The following is a 19,409-nucleotide window of genomic DNA, read 5'->3' as shown; positions in this document are numbered from 1 at the left end:
TAAGCCGAAGGTTCGGCCTAGCGATTAAGCTAAGATTAGTTTATTACGGCTTGCTTATATTTGTGTGTTTATCCATTGATCGACATCTGACTGGACTACAGACATAGGTCTGGCGCCTGGCAATAAGATGAGATCATGGAAGGCACGGATATCAAATTTGTCTCCTAGGGTCTGCTGGGCCTTGGCTCTGAGTTCGATTAGCTTCAACATGCCAAGCTTGTAGCCCAAGGCTTGACCCGGCCAGGCGATATAACGGTCGATGGCTGAAGTGACCTCTTTCTGGGTCGAGCCTGTCGCCTCGGAAAAATATTCGATGGCCTGCTGACGAGTCCACTTTTTATGATGAAGCCCGGTATCGACTACGAGTCTCGCGGCGCGATAAGCTTCGGCTTTGAGGCGGCCTAAGTTACCCCAAGGATCATTTTCATACATGCCCATCTCTGAGGCTAGCTGCTCTGAATACAGTGCCCAGCCTTCAATATAGGCGTTGAATGAGGCGTTCTGACGCATCAGGCCAATATCTGTTTGCAGCATATTGAGGGCTATCTGGAAATGATGTCCAGGTACCGCTTCATGATATGTGAGTGTCTTAAGGCCATACTTAGAGATAGAGGTCATATCTTTAAGGTTGATAAAGAAGACGCCGGGACGACTAGCATCCAGTGCTGGTGGTATATAAGAGCCTCCAGCTGCGCCAGCCTCTGTTTCAACTGGGACACGCTTAACGATCACTTCCTGTGGTGGGAGTGTCGAGAATAGCAGTGGCGCCTTAGTCATTACAATATCGATATCTTTACTGAGATCTTTGAGCAATTGCTGACGCCCCGCATCTGAGTTCTCATACAAGAAGCGTGGCTCACTGCTGAGTAGCACCATACGTTCGCCTACACTTCCTTTGGCGTAACCGTTAGCTTTTAAGATGCTGTCCATTTCGCCTGTGATACGGTTAACCTCTTCGATGCCAAGTTGATGGATCTCGTCGGCGTTCAAATTTGAATCTGCTAGATAGGTGATGCCGTGTGTATAGAAAGATTCACCATTGGGTTGAGCCCAGATCCCCACGTCAGTTGGTGCTTTGAGCTCTAAGCTGGCCATCAGAGAGCTAACAGCATGATAAGCGGGATAGATCTTCTCATCGACTATTTTACTGGCTTGAGCAACGAAAGCCTTTGTGTGCTTTGCATCGACTTTATCTGTGGCATTAAGCTTTTCTGCGAAGGTGGTGACTAGGCTGTGTTCACTGGCAGGTTTGGCCGTAAAGTTAGCGAGAAACTTGAGTGTGTTGGCAAACAATGGCTTAGGGAGTATGACACCGTTAGCGGCATCAGCTTCAACTTTAGCCTGAACTTGGTTAGTCATTGTAGCCAAGGCGCTTAAGCGGAGTAGATAGTCTTGTGCATCAGTTAAGTTAGTCACCGTTTGTTGATCGGTTAAGATTGCAGGAATGTCGATCAGTGGCCCATTAATTTGGTTAACTATGTAAGGTAGATGTCCGGCCCAGGTATCGATATAACCCGCATTAAATTGAGCATCACCGGCGTAGTAATTAGCAATTACTTGGTTAACGACTACGTGACGTTTGTCCTTATCAGATAGATTTTTGGTCTCTATATTGGCTAGCTCTGACGCCTCATATTGCATTTTTTGTTGTAATGCCAGCATACCAGCAGGAGAATAATCGGGGAGTCGGCGTTGAAAGTTGCCGGCAATGTCTGGGCTGAGATTTAAAGAGGTGGCTAATGCCGGCTGAGATTGGATGAAGTCTTGAGTGAACTGAGCCACTATAGCGTCAATATCGGCTCGTTCAACTGCAGCATTGATTTTGGGCGTATATACAGCTAGCTCGATTTGGGCACTGGCTTTAGCCGTGCTCTTTGTTGTTTCTGTCTGTTCATTGGTGCATCCAAACAATGCCACTACAACACTTAAACTAATAAGACTTTTACTAAACATGGACTGTCCCTTTTGATCACATTTTTGGTATTTTTGTGAACTATACCCCGCTTTGCTGTTCTGTGGCATAGCTTAAAATAATATCGGGTTCATTTGTTACCAAAGGCCTTTGTAAAAGTTGTTATAAAGCCCGGCGCAGTAATTTTGAGTTTTCGATATAATCCGGCGTTGAATCTGGTTAGTGGTCAATATCATTGTGATTGAAGTTGTGTGTTTTGAGGTTTATAAGTGTTGAATAAGATCGAAGTTAAGATGACTAAGGATGGCTCACATACTCTGATGAGCTCACTATTTGATGATAGTTATCATGCCCATAATGGTGCTATGAGTGAGTCTGAGCATGTGTACATTCAAGCTGGATTCGAACAGTTAGAGCCTGAATTTAATCGGGTTAATATTTTAGAACTGGGGTTTGGCTCAGGCATGAATGCCATCTTGACCTTGAAAAGCGCTCTGGCGAAGACGGGGCAGATAGATCGTCCGATCCGATTTATCAGTGTTGAGGCCTATCCTATTCCCATGGATATCGTCGCTCAGCTTAATTACAAAGTCAGCTTCAGCCCGCAAATTGCTGAACTCTTCGATAAGCTACATCAAGCCCCTTGGGGCTGTGATGTAGAGATAATCCCAGGCTTCGTATTGCACAAGATCCATGGCAAACTAGAGGAGTTTAAATCGGACCATGACAGCATAAATCTAGTTTTTTATGATGCCTTCGCACCAAGTAAGCAGCCAGAGTTATGGCTGCAAGAGAACTTCGATCGCATTATTTCCATGATGGAAGAGGGTGGCATGTTGGTATCTTACTGCGCTAATGGTCAGTTTAAGCGAAACTTGAAAGCAGCAGGCTTCAGAGTTAAGGCTTACCCGGGTGCGTTGGGCCGACGTGAAATGACCCGCGCCTGGAAATGACCAATTTCAACTTGCAGTAAGTGGCACCTTGGTATCTTACTGGGCAACCATAGGGTTAGTTTAAGGGAAACCTTAGCGAAAATTTGTATGTAAATTGGCTTCTTCGCTATTAGTTTGTAACATCTGATTAACTGAACTTTCTTTTTTTTTCAAAGTCGATAGATTAAGCCCATAGGTTTTAAGTTTGGTTTAAAGCGCGATTTGAAACTGAAAGTCAGGCGCTTATTGCGAAATTGGAGTTAGTTGCAAATGGAAAAAGTCAGAAACAGTTCATCTTTTTTATCTATGCTAGCGGCGCCCTCCGTACTGGCATTGCCTGTACTGCTATTGCCTATATTGGCTATGGCATCGTTTGGCGCTAATTCGGCTTCTAAAAACTCAGGTGTAACCCTCGAGTCTCACAGCGTTGAAACCAGTTTCAAGCTGACTCATCCAATATTGCCGGCTAATTTACTCGCGGCTAGTGGAAAGGAGCTGGTCACCTTCGGTGTGGATGATTCTCGGCAGAAGTGGTTAACCGTTTTTTCTTTCGATAAACAAGAAGGCAAGTATACCGAGTCTTTAAAAGTTAAACTTCCTCGTGAGCTTGCTAGCTTCGATTTAACCGGGCGTGATAACGATCGTTCGTCAGCTGGTGCGACTAAGACCGATGACGTGCAGCAGCTGATGTTCCTGTCTAGTCAGCATTTAATTCGATTCGTCCCCAGTGATAAATTAAATCCCTTTCATATAGTTGCCGATATTAGCTCCATGTCACTCAAGCACACGCCCGATTACATCAGTGGCAGTGATTTTATTCGTGATCTTAATGGTGATGGCTTAGATGATATCATAATTAGCGACTTTGATGGAGTTGAGCTCTTTATCGCACAAATAGATGGCAGTTATCACAGACAACAACTGCCGATTAAGCCCCAAGTAAGACTCTATAATGATGGTGCTCGTTACACTCAGTCAAAACTCTATAGTGCCGACATTAATCTCGATGGTAAGCCGGATATCGTCAAGATAGGCGAGGGGGAGCTAGAGGTATATAGACAAAAGGAATCGGGCCATTTCGACCCTATCGCTAAATACAGCTCGGTCCGACTGGCTATCAGTGGTCTCGATTGGTGGAATAAACGAGATGCTTACGGTGAGCAGTTAGATCAGAGTGACTTGGTTTACCGTAAAGTAGAGGAGCTCAAAGATATCAATAATGATGGTTTTACCGATATGGTGGTGCGTTACACCAAGAGCTCCGGCGTGCTAGATAGGGTTAATGATTACGAGATCTATCTCGGTGAAAACATCAAGGGACAGCTGACGTTTCCAAAGAAGCCTAATAGCGTGATCCGCGCCGATGGCACCCTAACGGGGTTAGAGTTTATCGATATCGACGGCGATAACAAGGATGAGGTACTGGTGGCGGGGTTCGATATCGGCTTATCTCAGATCATAGGTGCCTTAATCTCGGGCAATATCGATCAGGATGTGTATTTGTTTAAGATGGATGAGAATAGCCGGTTCTCCGATGATGCCAATATAAGCAAAGAGGTGGAGTTGAGTTTTAGTCTAACCTCAGGCCAAAGTGGCAGTCCTGTGGTCAAGTTGGCGGATATTAACGGTGATGGGTTGCAAGATCTGCTGCTGTCTGACGGGGATGATACTTTACAGATATTTCTGGGTAGTGACAGTGGCAGGCTTTTCGTTAAGAGGAGCGAAAAAATTCGTGTTCAGCTGCCTCAAGATGGCGGTATGGTATCTAGCCAAGATTTGAATGGCGATGGAAAAGAGGATCTCATCATCAAGTATGGTCAGCAAGATGATGAGTCACTACAAAATAAATTTAAGGTGATTTTAGCCAATCCCAGCTCAGAGACTCATCTTCCATGAGCAGGCACCCTTTATGTTAGGGCTTAAATAATATTAGCTAATCTCTGTCTCATCTTTATTGGGAAAGGCCAGCTTAGCAATGCAGCCAGACTCTTTTCCTGAAGTTAACATTAGTTGCCATTCATAGCGTTCGCAGAGTGCATCGACGATCAAGAGACCCAAGCCATGACCGTCTTTACTCTGTTCTGAATCATTCAGCCCCCGCCCCTGATCTACTACTTTGATGCAAGACTCCCAAACTTCCACAGTGATAACCCCAGAATCACTGGCATTAATGGCATTCTGCAACAAGTTGATCAGTAACATTCGGAGTACGGGAGGACTTGGCTGAATTTCTGGTTCTGCAATTAATTTGAGTTCAACTTTGAGATGCTTGTATTTAGCCAGAGGGGAGACCTCCTCTAAGATCAGCTTTATCTCTTTTTCGGTCAATTTTCTACTGGTGGAATTCTCTCTGGTTTGCTCCTGTTTGACCAGACTTAACAGGGCTTCAATTGTGTGTTGCATATCGGTCGCAGCCTTAGCAATTCTGTCTCTCTGTCTAAGTTGAAATTCAGGATCTGCACTCTTATCGAGCAGCTTAGTCGCTCCCTGAATAACGGTTAAAGGGGTTCTCAACTCATGGCTGGCATATTTGGCGAAAGACTGCTCTTGTTTTATCAGGATTTCATTTTGGTTGCGATATTTGTTGAGGCTATTAGACAGCTCTGTAAACTCTAATGCCGACCCCTCGGGGACTGAGAAGTTCGTTTCTCTTTGGGCGGATTTAAGCTGTTGACTGAGTTGATTGACCGGCTGTACCAAGCGTTTCGATAATTTTGATATGGCGAAGTCGAATGCCAGGTAGAGAAGTATCATGATGGCGAGAGAGGCGAAGTTGATATATCGCCATTCATCAGAGCTGAGCTCGACTGTTTCTGCCTCCATAGTTAAGAAGAGGGGCTTAGTGTCACCTTCGAAATCGAAGCTAGCGTGATAGAAAAAGAGGTCGTGAGCTATCTCATCGGTGATTTCATCATTGTATCCCATGGGGTATTGGGAGAGCTGTTGGAATTGCTTAGGCAATGACTCGGTAGAATCATAGGCTAAAATATTAGGGCCTATGGTGAGAGGAGAACTTGCCCCTTGCTGAAATCGGTCGATGGCAAAATCTGCTGTCTGTTGTAAATTGCGCTTGTTTATCTCATCTTCTAGCCAGTAGAGTCCCGCCTGACTAAGAGCAAAAACTAATATGCCGATAAGCAGAGCGATAGCATTGAAATAGAGGCTTAATTTCTTCGTTAAGCTCTGGGCCGTGGAGCTAAGTGCTTTAGAGGTTTTCATCAGTTTTGTTAATTGATGTTTCTTGTTGAAGCTTAAAGCCTATTTTTGGCACCGTGACCAGCATTGACTCGGAAAATGGCTTATCTAATTGATTGCGGAGTTGGTACATATGGCTACGCAATATGTCACTACTTGGTGGCATATCACCCCATAATTCCTCGATAAGCTCTTCACGTTTGACCACATTCGGCGCACGTTTCATCAATAATTGTAATATTTGATAGCATGCGGGGGTCAGAATAAGCTTAGTTCCGTTGCGATAGACTTGATGTTCTGCCGTGTTTAGCTCGAGGTTGCCGTATTGTAGTATGCCTAAGGCGACCCTTCCTTGCTGTCGTTTAATTAATGCTTTCACTCGGGCATTGAGTACATCTAAGTCGAAAGGTTTGGCTAGATAGTCGTCAGCCCCTGATTCGAATCCGTTGAGCATATCTTGTTTATCATCGAGTGCGGTTAACATGAGGATCGGTGTGGTGCAGCCCTGCTTTCTGAGTTCTTTAGCGACACTGAGGCCATCCATCTTAGGCAGCATTAAATCCAATATGATGGCGTCGAAATTGGATTCGAGGGCAAGCTTAAACCCGAGTTCGCCATTGGTAGCGAAATCGACTTCTGTTCCCTGCACTTCAAAATAGTCGGCAAGAATACCTGCGACATCTTGATTATCTTCAACGATTAATAGTTTTGACCTCACGCTACCTTACCTATTGTTCTCTTAGAGCCGAGAATTATCTCATGTAAGCGTGTAAAAAATGTCGACTTGGTAACAAGTCGATGCATTAGGCGCATCATGAACAAATGTTAAGCTCAAATAGTGAACAGTTAACCTATGAGTATTTGTTTATTCATAGGGAATTTATATACTGAGCATCATTCGATTTACAAAATGTAAACGGTATTTACCCTGTTGTATATCTTGAGTGTCAATTTATCAGGATATTTTGGAGTTCTTTGTGATAAAAAAAATGAATAAGTCAGTACTCAGTGTCGCTGTTCTTGCTACTAGTATTTTAGTTGCAGGTTGCCAGACGACAAATCCTTATACTAACGAAGGCCAAAACGCCAAAGCGACCAATGGTGCTTTAATCGGCGCGATTGCGGGCGCAGCTATTGGAGTAGCATCTTCTAGTAAGAGTGATCGTGGCAAGGGCGCCCTGATCGGTGCTGCCTCCGGTGCGGCATTGGGTGGCGGTATCGGTTATTACATGGATACCCAAGAAGCCGAATTAAGAAAGCAGCTTCAGTCTACGGGTGTGAGTGTGACTCGCTCTGGTGACAATATTGTGTTGAATATGCCTAATGAAGTTACCTTTGGAGTCGATGAGGTTCATCTTAACCCTGGGGCTAAAAACGTGCTTAATAGCGTGGCCTTAGTGGCAAAAGAGTATGATCAGACTCAACTCAACGTATTGGGTTATACGGACAGTTCAGGTTCTGAGTCATATAATCTGCGTCTTTCGAAAATTCGTGCCATCGAAGTGGGTAATTATCTTGTAGCTCAGAAAGTGGAATATGCCAGAGTGAAGTCGGAAGGTATAGGGGAGGCGAGACCAATCGCTAGTAATACTACCGCAGAAGGCAGATCGCAAAACCGCCGTGTGGAGATTATCTTAAGTCCACTGCCTCAAAGTTAATTTCTGTTTACTACAGTTCCTAAAAAGGCTTCCCAAGGGAAGCCTTTTTCTTCTTAAGCCTTAATTTTGAACATTTTGTCCGCTAAAGAATAAAAGTATAATTAGAGTAAAAAGAAGGTGGCCAGCCCGAGGAAGGCGAATAAACCAATCACATCTGTGACAGTTGTTAGTACCATGCCGCCAGCGAGCGCAGGGTCGATATTCATCTTTTTAAGCAGTAATGGGATACTGGCACCGGCAAAACCTGCAACAGTCATATTAATAAGCATGGCTCCGCCTATGAGTGCACCTAAGGCGATATCACCCTTCCAGAGCCATACGGCCGCGAATACCAGTACAGACCATAACAAGCCATTGATGAAGCCGATTGCTAGCTCCTTGCCTATCAGCCATCGAGAGTTACTCTGTCCTATCTGACCCAGTGCAATCCCTCGAATCACTAAGGCTAAAGTCTGATTACCGGCGACACCTCCCATGCTAGGCACTATGGTCATCAGAATCGCGATGGTGGCAAATTGTTCCAGCGTGCCTTCGAACATATTACTGACAGACGCAGCCAAGAGGGCGGCAAATAGGTTGATAGTCAGCCATAGAGAGCGCTGGAGAGTACTCTTTAAAACCGGGCCAAAGGTATCGCTATCTTCATCCATACCCGCCATGCCCATCATGGAGTGCTCGGCATCCTCCCTAATGATATCGACGACATCATCGATGGTTATTCTGCCCAATAGCTGATTATCCTCACCGATCACGGGAGCCGAGATCCAATCGTGGCGTTCAAATAATTGCGCCACTTCGCTGTCATTCATTCCAACTGGAATGCCCTCAAGATCTGAGACCATAATCTCTCTGACAGAAGCGTCTGGGTTACAGGTGAGTAAATCTGAAATTCTGACGCCACCGAGTAAACTGTCACGTTTATCGACGACATAGAAGGTGTCAGTCGCTTCCGGTAACTTGCCCCTAATTCTAAGGTAACGCAGAATCACATCTATGTTAACGTCGGGTCGAAGGGTAACTGTATCGGTATTCATGATACTGCCAGCGGTGTCATCCGGGTAGGATAGAGCCTGCTCCACTCTTGTCCTATCTTGACTGCTCATGGACTGGAGGACTTTATTGAAGACACTGTCTGGTAAGCTACGTAGGATATAAGCGAGATCGTCGGTATCCATGCCTTCCGCAGCTTTCGCGACTCGTTCAGGTGTCATCTGCTTGATGAGGCTATCTTTTAGCTCCTCACCTAACTCATCTAAGATCTCTCCGGTATGATCAAGATCGATTAGTTGCCACAACACCTGACGCGTTCTTGGTGGAGATGATTCTAAAATAAAGGCCACATCCGGCGCTGCCATATCATGGAGCATGTTTCTGACATGGACAAACATACCATTACCAAGGGCCTGGGTGAGCTGATTTAGACGTTGATCTGTTGTTTCACTGTCTAGTACTTCTATCGGCATAGTTGACCCTCCTTTGATGATTTTACGGTTTGTTTTAGACTAGGCTTAACTAGCTAATTTATAAAAGAAAGGACGATTACAGTGTGAGTAGATTAAAGGGTTAGGTTAACTTGCTTCATCAAACTTGGCATCCACTAATGCACATATTGCATCTAGTGCGGCATCGGCATCTTGACCTTCACCTTGTAGCGTGATGGTTTTTCCCATGCCAGTTTCTAGCATCAATAAGCCTAATACGCTGGCAGCTGAGGCTTTCTTCTCTCCCTGCACTATGGTTATCTCAGCGTCAAACTCGGAAGCTAAGATGGCGAGTTTGGTTGCGGCTCTGGCATGGAGACCTAGTTTATTGCATATGGTGACTTGGCGTTCCAATTTAGTCATTGTCCAATTCACGATGACGCGCCTGAATTTTATGCTTACTGTTACCAAATAGCCTAGCTAATTGTTCAGTGACATAAACAGATCTATGTTGACCACCAGTACAGCCTATGGCGATGGTAAGGTAACTACGGTTGTTTCTTTCCAGATGAGGTAACCAAGTCGCAAGTAAGTTTTCTATTTGCCAGATAAACTTATTGACTGTGGGTTGTTGGCTCAAAAATAGTTGCACTGGCTCATCTAATCCTGTCATGGGTCTTAGTTCAGGTTCCCAATGCGGGTTTGGTAAGAACCGAACGTCAAACATAAAGTCGGCCTCGGTTGGCATCCCATATTTGAAGCCAAAAGACTCGAAATTGATCACTAGCTCTTTATCGACACTGCCTAAGAGAATTTCACGGATTTTGTCACTCAGATCATAGATATTCAGGTTTGATGTATCTATGTAATGATCGACCATCTTAGAGACGGGTTCAAGCAGTTCTCTTTCATGCTCTATCGCCTCTTTAAGAGAAGTTTTAGTGCGGGATAGAGGGTGTAATCTTCGGGTTTCACTGTAACGCTTCAGAAGCACTTCATCGCTGGAGTTTAAGAAGAAACTGAGTAATTCTGTACCTTCTGGCAGGTTAGCAAGTTGCTTCTCCAGCTCTTTATCTTGCTCTGGCATATTACGCACGTCGACACTAATGGCAACGAGATCTGTACTGCCCTTGAGTTGTTCGAGCAAGGTATCCATCAGGGGGAGAGGAAGATTATCGACACAGTAGTAACCTAGATCTTCTAAGACCCTGAGTACGACAGATTTTCCCGAACCGGAACGACCGGATACCATCACCAATTTCATTGTGTTATTACCTGATAGAGTTCTGACTCATCTTGAGTTTTTCGTAACTGTTTCACTATAAGCTTGTTATTGAGTTTTTCGGCCATGGATGACAGAGTACTCAGGTGCTGCTCACATTGATCCGCAGGTACTAAAAGTGCAAATAGTATGTCCACAGGTTGTTTATCAATAGCGTCGAAGGAGATAGGCTCTTCACACTTGATTAATACCGCAACCGGCTGACTTATATTGCTTAGCCTACCATGAGGAATCGCAATACCATTACCTATACCTGTGCTTCCCATTTTCTCTCTCGCCAAAAGACTTTCAAAAATCTCTTGTGAGGATAGGGTTGGATACTGGACAGCGGCAAGATCGCTGATGAGTTCCAGTACCTTTTTCTTACTGCCCGGAGTGGCGCAAGTAGTACACTCCGGCTGCAGAATGGTGCTTAATTCCATTATTAATGCTTTGTTAGCTTCTCTTTGTGTTTAATAACCTGACGGTCGAGCTTATCAATCAGGGAGTCGATAGCGGCATACATGTCAGCATTCTCTGACATAGCGAAAACCTCACCACCAGCAAGGTGGAGTTTAGCTTCGGCTTTTTGCTGCATTTTCTGAACATTTAAAATAACGTGCACATTATTGATCTGATCGAAATGTCGTTCAAGCTTAGTGAACTTTTCTTCGACATAATGTCTTAGCGATTTAGTGATCTCTATATGGTGTCCAGTTAGGTTTATTTGCATAGAAATACTCCTCCAGTTTCCGATTGTTTCACTCTTAGGTTGATTTTAGGTAAATCTTTAGGGATTTAACTCACAACATAATTCCCTGTTATACCAGGAGTTGAGCCTAACTATTATCGACTACAGGCCGCTTCTGGTGATTAGCTCACAACATGAGAGCTAATCAGGTCAGTCACTAAACTAGAACTGTTAGTTAGGTATGACCTTATTTCCTTTTTCTACAAACTCTTACGTTGATTCGATGGTGGAATCAACATGGCTTCACGATACTTAGCTATGGTGCGTCTGGCGACCTTAATTCCCTGCTCCGCTAATAGCAAGGCCATCTTACTGTCGCTGAGTGGCTTCTGCTGGTTTTCGGCTGCGACCAATTTCTTTATGAAAGCACGAATAGCGGTAGATGAACACTCTCCGCCATCATCGGTCCCCACATGGCTGGAGAAAAAATATTTCAGCTCAAATATACCCCTAGGGGTGTGCATATATTTTTGTGTGGTGACCCGGGAAATGGTGGATTCATGCATCTCAACGGCTTCGGCTATATCGTTTAATACCATAGGTTTCATGGCTTCTTCACCATACTCGAAGAAGCCTTGCTGGAATTTAACGATACAGTTCGAGACTTTCAGTAAAGTGTCGTTGCGGCTCTCAAGGCTCTTAATAAACCACTTTGCCTCTTGTAGATGCCCTCGAATAAATTGACCATCAGCCTGATTTTTAGTGCTTTTAGCCATGGAAGCATAGTGTTGATTGACATTGATCTTCGGCATATTGTCTGGATTTAACTCAACTACCCAGCGACCTTTCTTCTTGGTCACAGTGACATCAGGGATGACATATTCATCTTTTCCTGGGGTAATTGCCAATCCGGGACGGGGATTAAGTGTCTGGATTAACTCAATGGCTTGTTTGAGATCATCTTCCTTGAGCTTGGTCTTACGCATTAACAGGCGGAAATCACGGCCGGCGATCAGATCCAGGTGGTCTTTTATAAGTAGCCTAGCGTTATCTATGTGTGGGGTTGTATCGGCATATTGTGCTAGCTGAATGATTAGGCATTCACTGAGGTCCCTTGCTGCAACTCCAATGGGATCGAAGTGCTGGATGCGCTTAAGTACGGCCTCTATTTCATCTTGCTCAATTTCAGGATCACCCATGGCTTCGAGGATGTCATCAACACTCTGAGTGAGATAGCCTCTCTCATCTATGGCGTCTATGATGGCCGTCGCTATGGCGAGATCGTTGTCTGAAAACGGTGTGAGATTTTTCTGCCATTCGAGATGTTCATACAAACCTTCGCTAGTCTCACCTTGGAAGGGCATATCGTCATCGCGCATTGCGCCGGAACTCGAATTGGGAGACGCCGTGTAGACTTCATCCCAGGTCGTGTCCATTGGGAGTTCTTCAGGCATTGAATCTTGGGTTAACGCCTCAGAGGTTTCAACCGCTGAACTGTCCAGTGGGCCATCGCTCTCTGCTGTGGCGCTAAAGTCATCTGTGTCAGTGGTCTTGTCTTCACCATTGACCGGGGGGTCGACTTGCTCTTCATCTAGTTCGAGAAGGGGGTTGGAGTCTAACGCTTGTTGGATTTCTTGTTGCAGTTCCAGCGACGATAGTTGCAATAGACGTATAGCCTGCTGCAGTTGTGGTGTCATGGTTAACTGCTGACCCATTTTAAGCTGGAGTGACGCTTTCATTTACCGCTATTCCCTTCATTGTAATTATAAAATGAGAAAGCCTGCTTTGACTTGTTTGGGGTTTCTCTGAGCCCCTAGACCTCAGGCTGAGTCAGCCGAGTGTCGATAATAGCTCATTTCTTGATGCGCTAAGAATGAGCCTCATGATTAACTATAGCTTGAATTGTTCACCTAAGTACACAGCTCGTACTTGCTGATTGTCTAAGATTTCGGCAGGTGTACCTTCAGCGATTAAATTTCCGTGGCTGACGATATAAGCACGTTCACAGACGTCTAAGGTTTCACGCACATTATGGTCGGTGATCAGTACACCTAAGCCGCGACTTTTAAGCTGCAGGATAATTTTTTTAATGTCGATAACTGAGATCGGATCCACACCTGCGAAGGGCTCATCTAGGAGAATAAACTTAGGATTAGCGGCTAAGGCCCTGGCTATCTCGACGCGTCGGCGTTCACCACCTGAGAGCGCCATGCCTTGGCTGTCTCGGATGTGGGTAATATTAAATTCTTCCAGAAGATTCTCGAGTTGTTCCTCTCGGGCATTGTTATCTATGTCTGAACGAGTCTGCAGGACAGCCATAATGTTATCTCGAACCGATAACTTTCTAAATATGCTCGCTTCTTGAGGAAGATAGCCAATGCCCTTTCTTGCCCTCAAGTGCATTGGATCTAAGGTCAAATCGTCATCATCGATCAAGATCCTACCCTTATCACTTTGCACTAAGCCTACAACCATGTAGAAAGTAGTCGTTTTTCCCGCACCATTTGGGCCTAAAAGACCGACGATCTGCCCAGTTTCCACTGTGATGCTGACATCTTGGACCACGGCTCTATTTTTATAACTCTTGGCAAGATTGACTGCCTTTAGCGTCATCTGGCTCATTGTTTTTCCTGCTCGATGATAGGTAGCTGAGTTGGAATTACGTCAGTATTTTCTTCTTGCCCCTTGGCTTGAATGTTATCTTCATCTTGCTTGATTTCAGGTAGTTGAGTCGGCAGTGGCTCAGTGGCGGGTTCTTTCGCCTTATCTTGACTAGTATCCTGATAGTTTTCCGGTTGAATAATGGTGATGACCCTATCCTTGCCTGTACTTTCTGCTATCAACTGCTGCTCAGCTATGTTGTAGCGAATCATATTACCTGTCACTCGGCTACCATCTTGCTCTAGCATGGCATTGCCTACCAAGGTTAAAGTTCTGCTCGATAGCTCGTATCTAATTTCTTTGGCACTGGCAGAAGCTGGACGTCCATCTTCCATTATCTGGGTGTAAGTCGCAGGCTCACCTATGGCGACAAGTGTTTTTCCGCCGCCATCTTCTTTAGAGGAGGCTCTGAGTTCGTCGGCCAAGATCTTGATCGATCCTTGCGTGACTTCCACTGGACCATGAAAGATCATCTGATTATTTTTAATATCGGCTTCTTGACTCGAGGCCGAGATCTTAACTTCTTGCATGAGATCATCTTGCTTTGTAACGCCACTAAAACTTGTGATACACAGTAGCGCTGCGATGATTAAGTTATGTTTGTTCATATCGTCCTTCAAATGTCTTACTTGTCTTATGCACAACGCATATCGAGCGTTGGAATTGTTAGTCTGGGTCTGTTTTTCTAAAATATGGCCTTGGGCTAGTACAAAACAGGCTAATTGACCTCGTATATGCCTTTAACCTTACTCAATAATTGTACTTTTTGAGCATTAAGATCACCGAACAAACCTACGCCCTGGATAAGAAAATCATCTCCTGTGATGTAGACTTCACGATCTGAGGTCATGATCATGGTATGGAGATCTAGCTCCAGATAACTGGTTTTCATGGTTTGGATCGGTTCTTCTGGGCTTATTGAATCGATAATAACATTGTTCTCGAGAACGACTTTACCTGATTTCTTATTGAGTGTTCCCATTGTCGATTGAAGGCGCCATTTTGCTTGACCTCCGTCGGGATAAACCAGGTATATGGGCTGAGTGAAATAGGTCATGTTGGCCTCATCAAAGTGCTCCATATGGGTTGCTGTGACTCGGCTGTTGACTAATCCTTGCTTATTATATTCGACACTGCGTAGGTTATCGGCAATATAATCTGGTCTTAAGCTGACATCGATAGCCACCTCTTCATCGCTCTTCTTGGATTGTACTTGCCAATACAGCAACAAGGCCGTTCCGAAGAAAGCTATGATGGCCAGAGTCACTCTATTCATATACTCATACCCTGAGCGGTATCGAATTTCTCTTGGCTGAGGAGTAGGAGATCCGTTAATTCACGTAAGGCACCATGTCCACCTCTGATGCTAGTGACAAAGTCTGCAGCTTGTTTAACATAAGGGTGACCATCGGCGACACAGACTGAAAGCCCTACCTCTTTCATGACGGGGAGGTCAACCATATCATCACCTATATAAGCCACCTGGTCGGGGGTCACATCATAAAGAGAGAGGAGCTCTTGATATGGCATTAACTTGTTGTCGACACCTTGGTAGATATGTTTAATTCCCAATGCTGTCATACGGTCTTCAACTATCTGGGATTTACGTCCGGTGATAATCGCGACAGGGATATCGCTGGTGAGCAGAGATCTAACCCCGTATCCGTCTCGGGTATGGAAGGTCTTGAGCTCTTCGCCAGCATTACTCATGTAGACCAGACCATCTGAAAATACGCCGTCTACATCACAGATCAGGAGTTTTATCTGCTTAGCCTTCTGCCAAATCTTGTCTTCTACAGGACCATAAAAACTTTGATGGAATTCATTCATTTTATATTACCCCGGCCTTAACCATATCGAGCATGTTTAATGCACCTATAGGTGTGTTGTTATCATCTATGATGATGAGACCATTGATATCTTTCTCATCCATTACTTTTAGTGCTTCGGCGGCCAATATGCCCTCTGATATGGTGACACAGCCTTTACTCATCACATCAGATATAGATGTTTTTCTCAGATTGACCTGAGCGTCTATGACTCGGCGAAGATCGCCGTCGGTAAAAATACCCACTAGCTTATTGGCATCATCGATAACCGCGGTCATGCCCAGACCTTTCTTAGAAATTTCATAGAGGGCATCTGTGATGCAGATATTATGCTTAACCAGCGGCAAATCAGCACCTTTATGCATAACATCACTGACTTTAAGCAGCAATTTTCGACCTAACATACCACCTGGGTGTGACAGGGCGAAATCATCCTTGGTAAAGCCTCTCGCCTGTAGCAGTGCGACAGCCAGGGCGTCGCCCATCACAAGCGTTGCCGTGGTGCTGGATGTGGGAGCGAGTCCTAGAGGGCAAGCCTCCTCGGGTACTTCGATACACAGGTGTACCACAGAATGTTTAGCCATGGTAGATTGCGGTTTACCTGTAACTGCAATGATAGGCAGACCCATACGCTTAATCACCGGCATCAAGGTTAAGATCTCGGCAGCCTCTCCCGAATTGGAGATGGCTAAGATGATATCGTTCTCACTGAGCACGCCAAGATCGCCATGACTGGCTTCACCTGGATGAACGAAAAATGCGGGTGTTCCTGTGCTGGCAAAAGTCGCTGAAATTTTATTGCCGATATGACCTGATTTGCCCATTCCCATGACAATGACCTTACCGGTGCACTCAAAGATCAATTTACACGCAGTCGCAAACTCAGCAGAATCTACATATTGATATAAGTTATCGAGAGCCTTTCGCTCGGCATCGATAACTTTCTTGCCCCACTGGCGTAATTTATTTACATCTAGCATTTCAATCTCTCTGTTTATTCAGGCTGTTCTAGTCTTGTTAAGCAAGAAAAAGGACTAGTTGATATGAGATAAAGGTCAAGAGTAACACGCCTCCATGCCAAGGCTTTAATGCTCTTGCACGACCACTCAGTAAAATGAGTATGGCAAGGGCGCTACTCGTGGCCATTACCATATAGAAATCTCGGGTACTGGCTGCTGCGTCGACTTCCCCTGGCGCGATTAAACCGGGCAGGGCAAGTACGGCGAGGATATTGAATAGATTTGAGCCTACAATATTACCAATTGCCAGATCGTCTTCTTTCTTCAGCACGCCGGCGACACAAGCCGCAAGCTCAGGCAAACTTGTGCCTATGGCTATGATAGTTAAACCGATAACAAGATCCGACAGATGATAGGCTTTGGCGATACCTACTGCGCCCTGAACCATCCAGTCGGCCGACAGAGGTAATAAAATAATACCCACAACTAGCCAGAGAACCGCCTTGTGAGTAGGGACGCCCGTAGGTATTTCCTCATCGGCTTCAGCTTCGAGTGTGTCAAGTTTCTTGTTAGTTAAGCCATGCCAGATAAGATAACCCATAAGGATGAAGAAGAGTCCCATCAACATGACGCCTTCCATGCGTGTTAAAAGACCATCATGGAGGAAGTAACCCGCGATAGCCGTGGCGGCCAACATTAAAGGTATTTCCCGCATTAAGGTTTGGGAGCGTACTGAAATGACTCCTAACAGTGCTGTTATTCCTAATATCAAGGTGATATTAGCGATATTTGACCCCAATACGTTGCCAATGGCTGTATCGGTCATGCCCTCCATTGATGCGGTGGCTGCGACGAACATTTCGGGAGCAGAACTGCCCATTGCCACTATGGTCAATCCGATCAACATCGGCGGAAGTCCGAGGTTTCGAGCGAAGGCAGCCGCACCATAGACAAACTTGTCGGCGCTCCATACCAAAACACCCAATCCTGCAATAAGCATGAAAATATTAAATAACATCTATTTCAATTCTAAAATGACTTGCGGGCATTTTCGCTGGATTTGAATGAAAATGAAAGTATTGAGGCAAGATAGTGTCGATTCAGTTGTGCCTATTAGCGCAATTACGTACAATTTACTGCTCAGTTTCTGTCAGACTCGTTTGCCTTCCCTAGGTGCTTGTACGTAATGGATGCGGTATGAACTTAGAAGTGTCACCAAAACCTAACTCATTGGTCGAGATCCGCAACTTAAAATTTAGTCGCGGTGACCACATCATTTTTGATGATATTAGTCTCTCTATTCCTAGAGGTAAGATCACGGCGATCATGGGCCCGAGTGGAATAGGCAAGACGACCCTGCTCAAATTGATTGGTGGGCAGTTAACGCCTGAATCTGGTTCGGTATTGTTCGATGGCAAGGATGTGCATAAGTGTCGCCGCGGGGAGCTTTTTGTACTGCGCAAGCGCATGAGCATGCTTTTTCAGAGTGGAGCCCTGTTTACCGATATGAATGTGTTCGACAATGTGGCATTTGCTTTGCGTGAGCATTCAGGACTCGCAGAAGAAATTATTGCCCGCATAGTACTGATGAAATTAGAGGCCGTTGGTTTAAGAGGCACAGCAAAAATGATGCCTAGCGAGCTTTCTGGAGGGATGCAGCGCCGGGTGGCACTTGCCAGAGCGATTGCTCTCGAGCCTGATATGGTGATGTATGATGAGCCTTTTGCGGGTCAAGATCCTATTTCCATGGGGGTTCTGGTGAAGCTTATCAAAGAGCTTTCTGCCGTATTGGGGCTCACCTCCGTAGTGATATCTCATGATGTGCAGGAAGTCTTAGGCATTGCCGATTATGTCTATGTGATGGCCGATAAGCGAGTGATAGCTCAAGGTACTCCCGAGGAGTTACGAGTCGCTGATAATGAGCTGCTTAAACAATTTATTGGTGGTGAACCTGATGGCCCGGTGCCTTTTCATTTTCCTGCATCTAATTATGCTCAGGAGTTAGTCGGTCAGTGACAGATAAATATATTAGTAAATCGACAATGTCTCCATCTAATGTAAAGAGGGCTGGCTCATGAATATGGCTAACAGCTTAGCCAATCTTGGCCGTAGAGGCATAGAGCTGGTTGTCGGGTTAGGTAAAGCCGGTCTTATGCTTTGGGGGGCTATAGCCCGTAAACCACGTTTGAAAGGATTTCCGCTCTTTGTTAAGCAACTCTATGTTGTTGGCGTGCAATCTATGGTGCTTATACTTATATCGGGTCTGTTTATAGGCATGGTGTTGGCGTTGCAGGGGTATAATATTCTTGTTGGTTTCGGTACCGAGGAGAGCCTTGGTCCTATGGTTGCCCTGAGCTTGCTTAGAGAGTTGGGGCCGGTTGTGACCGCGCTGTTGTTTGCCGGGAGAGCTGGTTCAGCGCTCACCGCCGAGATAGGCTTGATGAAGAGTACCGAGCAACTCTCTAGTTTGGAGATGATGGCTATCGATCCGCTAAGGCAGATCATCGCGCCTCGCTTCTGGGCTGGGGTGGTGAGTCTGCCACTTCTGGCATTGATGTTTACCGCCATCGGGATCTATGGTGGTCATCTGGTGGGAGTGGAATGGAAAGGTATAGACAGTGGCAGTTTCTGGTCGATTTTACAGGCTTCTGTAGAGTGGCGTCAGGATATAGTGAACTGTTTGATTAAGAGCTTTCTGTTTGCCATTGTCGTAACTTGGATTGCCCTATATAGGGGTTATCAAGTGACCCCGAGCCCTGAAGGGATAAGCAAGGCCACGACTCAGACTGTTGTTCAGTCAAGTTTGGCGGTATTGGCTTTAGATTTTTTACTTACGGCAATAATGTTTGGCCGTTAATGGATTTTATTGAGCAGACTGAAGTAGGCTCAG

At 45.2% G+C, this 19,409-nt stretch carries 19 protein-coding genes and 1 pseudogene; 5 read left to right on the top strand and 15 right to left on the bottom strand.

Features of this window, described 5'->3' with window-relative positions; genetic code table 11:
* Positions 1–54: 54 nt before the first annotated feature.
* Complete coding sequence (locus sps_RS25680) at positions 55–1,953, bottom strand: DUF885 domain-containing protein (RefSeq protein WP_077755095.1); 1,899 nt, start codon at positions 1,951–1,953, stop codon at positions 55–57.
* A gap of 228 nt (positions 1,954–2,181) precedes the next feature.
* On the opposite strand from sps_RS25680, the gene mnmC2 reads away from it, so the two are divergent.
* Complete coding sequence (gene mnmC2 / locus sps_RS25675) at positions 2,182–2,865, top strand: tRNA (5-methylaminomethyl-2-thiouridine)(34)-methyltransferase MnmC2 (RefSeq protein WP_077755094.1); 684 nt, start codon at positions 2,182–2,184, stop codon at positions 2,863–2,865.
* A gap of 249 nt (positions 2,866–3,114) precedes the next feature.
* Positions 3,115–4,740: an FG-GAP repeat domain-containing protein gene (locus tag sps_RS25670; protein WP_077755093.1), complete on the top strand. Its 1,626-nt coding sequence runs from the start codon at positions 3,115–3,117 to the stop codon at positions 4,738–4,740.
* Between the two features lie 33 nt (positions 4,741–4,773).
* On the opposite strand, the gene sps_RS25665 is transcribed toward sps_RS25670, so the two are convergent.
* A complete protein-coding gene (locus tag sps_RS25665; protein ID WP_077755092.1) occupies positions 4,774–6,063 on the bottom strand; it encodes a sensor histidine kinase in 1,290 nt (429 codons plus the stop codon).
* Positions 6,050–6,757, bottom strand: a complete 708-nt coding sequence (locus sps_RS25660) for a response regulator transcription factor (protein WP_077755091.1) — start codon at positions 6,755–6,757, stop codon at positions 6,050–6,052. The genes sps_RS25665 and sps_RS25660 overlap by 14 nt, the downstream gene beginning before the upstream one ends.
* Positions 6,758–7,028: 271 nt before the next feature.
* Here sps_RS25660 and sps_RS25655 point away from each other — a divergent pair, with 271 nt between their 5' ends.
* Entirely contained in the window at positions 7,029–7,697 is a 669-nt protein-coding gene (locus sps_RS25655; protein ID WP_149027449.1) for a YiaD family glycine zipper/OmpA-like lipoprotein, read from the top strand.
* A gap of 101 nt (positions 7,698–7,798) precedes the next feature.
* On the opposite strand, the gene mgtE is transcribed toward sps_RS25655, so the two are convergent.
* The 12 genes and pseudogenes from mgtE to sps_RS25595 form a co-directional block, all read right to left on the bottom strand.
* On the bottom strand, positions 7,799–9,160 hold the full coding sequence (gene mgtE, locus sps_RS25650; protein WP_077755090.1) for a magnesium transporter: 1,362 nt from the start codon (positions 9,158–9,160) through the stop codon (positions 7,799–7,801).
* Positions 9,161–9,265: 105 nt separating this feature from the next.
* Positions 9,266–9,541: an HPr family phosphocarrier protein gene (locus sps_RS25645; protein WP_077755089.1), complete on the bottom strand. Its 276-nt coding sequence runs from the start codon at positions 9,539–9,541 to the stop codon at positions 9,266–9,268.
* Complete coding sequence (gene rapZ / locus sps_RS25640; protein ID WP_077755088.1) at positions 9,534–10,382, bottom strand: RNase adapter RapZ; 849 nt, start codon at positions 10,380–10,382, stop codon at positions 9,534–9,536. Before rapZ ends, sps_RS25645 begins: the two co-directional genes overlap by 8 nt.
* Entirely contained in the window at positions 10,379–10,822 is a 444-nt protein-coding gene (gene ptsN / locus sps_RS25635; protein ID WP_077755087.1) for a PTS IIA-like nitrogen regulatory protein PtsN, read from the bottom strand. The genes rapZ and ptsN overlap by 4 nt, the downstream gene beginning before the upstream one ends.
* Before the next feature lie 2 nt (positions 10,823–10,824).
* Positions 10,825–11,112, bottom strand: a complete 288-nt coding sequence (gene hpf, locus sps_RS25630; RefSeq protein WP_077755086.1) for a ribosome hibernation promoting factor — start codon at positions 11,110–11,112, stop codon at positions 10,825–10,827.
* 218 nt (positions 11,113–11,330) lie between these two features.
* Entirely contained in the window at positions 11,331–12,809 is a 1,479-nt protein-coding gene (locus sps_RS25625) for an RNA polymerase factor sigma-54 (protein WP_077755085.1), read from the bottom strand.
* A gap of 151 nt (positions 12,810–12,960) precedes the next feature.
* Positions 12,961–13,692 carry an LPS export ABC transporter ATP-binding protein gene (gene lptB / locus sps_RS25620; protein ID WP_077755084.1) on the bottom strand — a complete coding sequence of 244 codons (732 nt, stop codon included), beginning with the start codon at positions 13,690–13,692 and terminating at the stop codon, positions 12,961–12,963.
* 104 nt (positions 13,693–13,796) lie between these two features.
* A pseudogene (gene lptA, locus sps_RS25615) lies at positions 13,797–14,339 on the bottom strand (lipopolysaccharide transport periplasmic protein LptA); the annotation flags it as partial.
* A gap of 110 nt (positions 14,340–14,449) precedes the next feature.
* Positions 14,450–15,007: an LPS export ABC transporter periplasmic protein LptC gene (lptC, locus tag sps_RS25610; protein ID WP_077755082.1), complete on the bottom strand. Its 558-nt coding sequence runs from the start codon at positions 15,005–15,007 to the stop codon at positions 14,450–14,452.
* Positions 15,004–15,561, bottom strand: a complete 558-nt coding sequence (kdsC, locus tag sps_RS25605) for a 3-deoxy-manno-octulosonate-8-phosphatase KdsC (protein WP_077755081.1) — start codon at positions 15,559–15,561, stop codon at positions 15,004–15,006. The genes lptC and kdsC overlap by 4 nt, the downstream gene beginning before the upstream one ends.
* Position 15,562: 1 nt before the next feature.
* The gene (locus sps_RS25600; protein ID WP_077755080.1) at positions 15,563–16,540 is read right to left on the bottom strand and encodes a KpsF/GutQ family sugar-phosphate isomerase; all 978 of its coding nucleotides are present in this window, start codon (positions 16,538–16,540) and stop codon (positions 15,563–15,565) included.
* Positions 16,541–16,577: 37 nt separating this feature from the next.
* Entirely contained in the window at positions 16,578–17,537 is a 960-nt protein-coding gene (locus tag sps_RS25595; RefSeq protein ID WP_077755079.1) for a calcium/sodium antiporter, read from the bottom strand.
* Between the two features lie 179 nt (positions 17,538–17,716).
* On the opposite strand from sps_RS25595, the gene sps_RS25590 reads away from it, so the two are divergent.
* Complete coding sequence (locus sps_RS25590; protein ID WP_077755078.1) at positions 17,717–18,535, top strand: ATP-binding cassette domain-containing protein; 819 nt, start codon at positions 17,717–17,719, stop codon at positions 18,533–18,535.
* Positions 18,536–18,593: 58 nt separating this feature from the next.
* Positions 18,594–19,376 carry a lipid asymmetry maintenance ABC transporter permease subunit MlaE gene (gene mlaE, locus sps_RS25585; protein WP_077755077.1) on the top strand — a complete coding sequence of 261 codons (783 nt, stop codon included), beginning with the start codon at positions 18,594–18,596 and terminating at the stop codon, positions 19,374–19,376.
* The last annotated feature ends 33 nt before the right edge of the window (positions 19,377–19,409 follow it).

It is taken from the genome of Shewanella psychrophila, from assembly GCF_002005305.1.
Lineage (GTDB): Bacteria > Pseudomonadota > Gammaproteobacteria > Enterobacterales > Shewanellaceae > Shewanella > Shewanella psychrophila.
The sequence above is the reverse complement of the archived record's forward strand: the minus strand, read 5'-3'. Positions and strand labels throughout refer to the sequence as shown.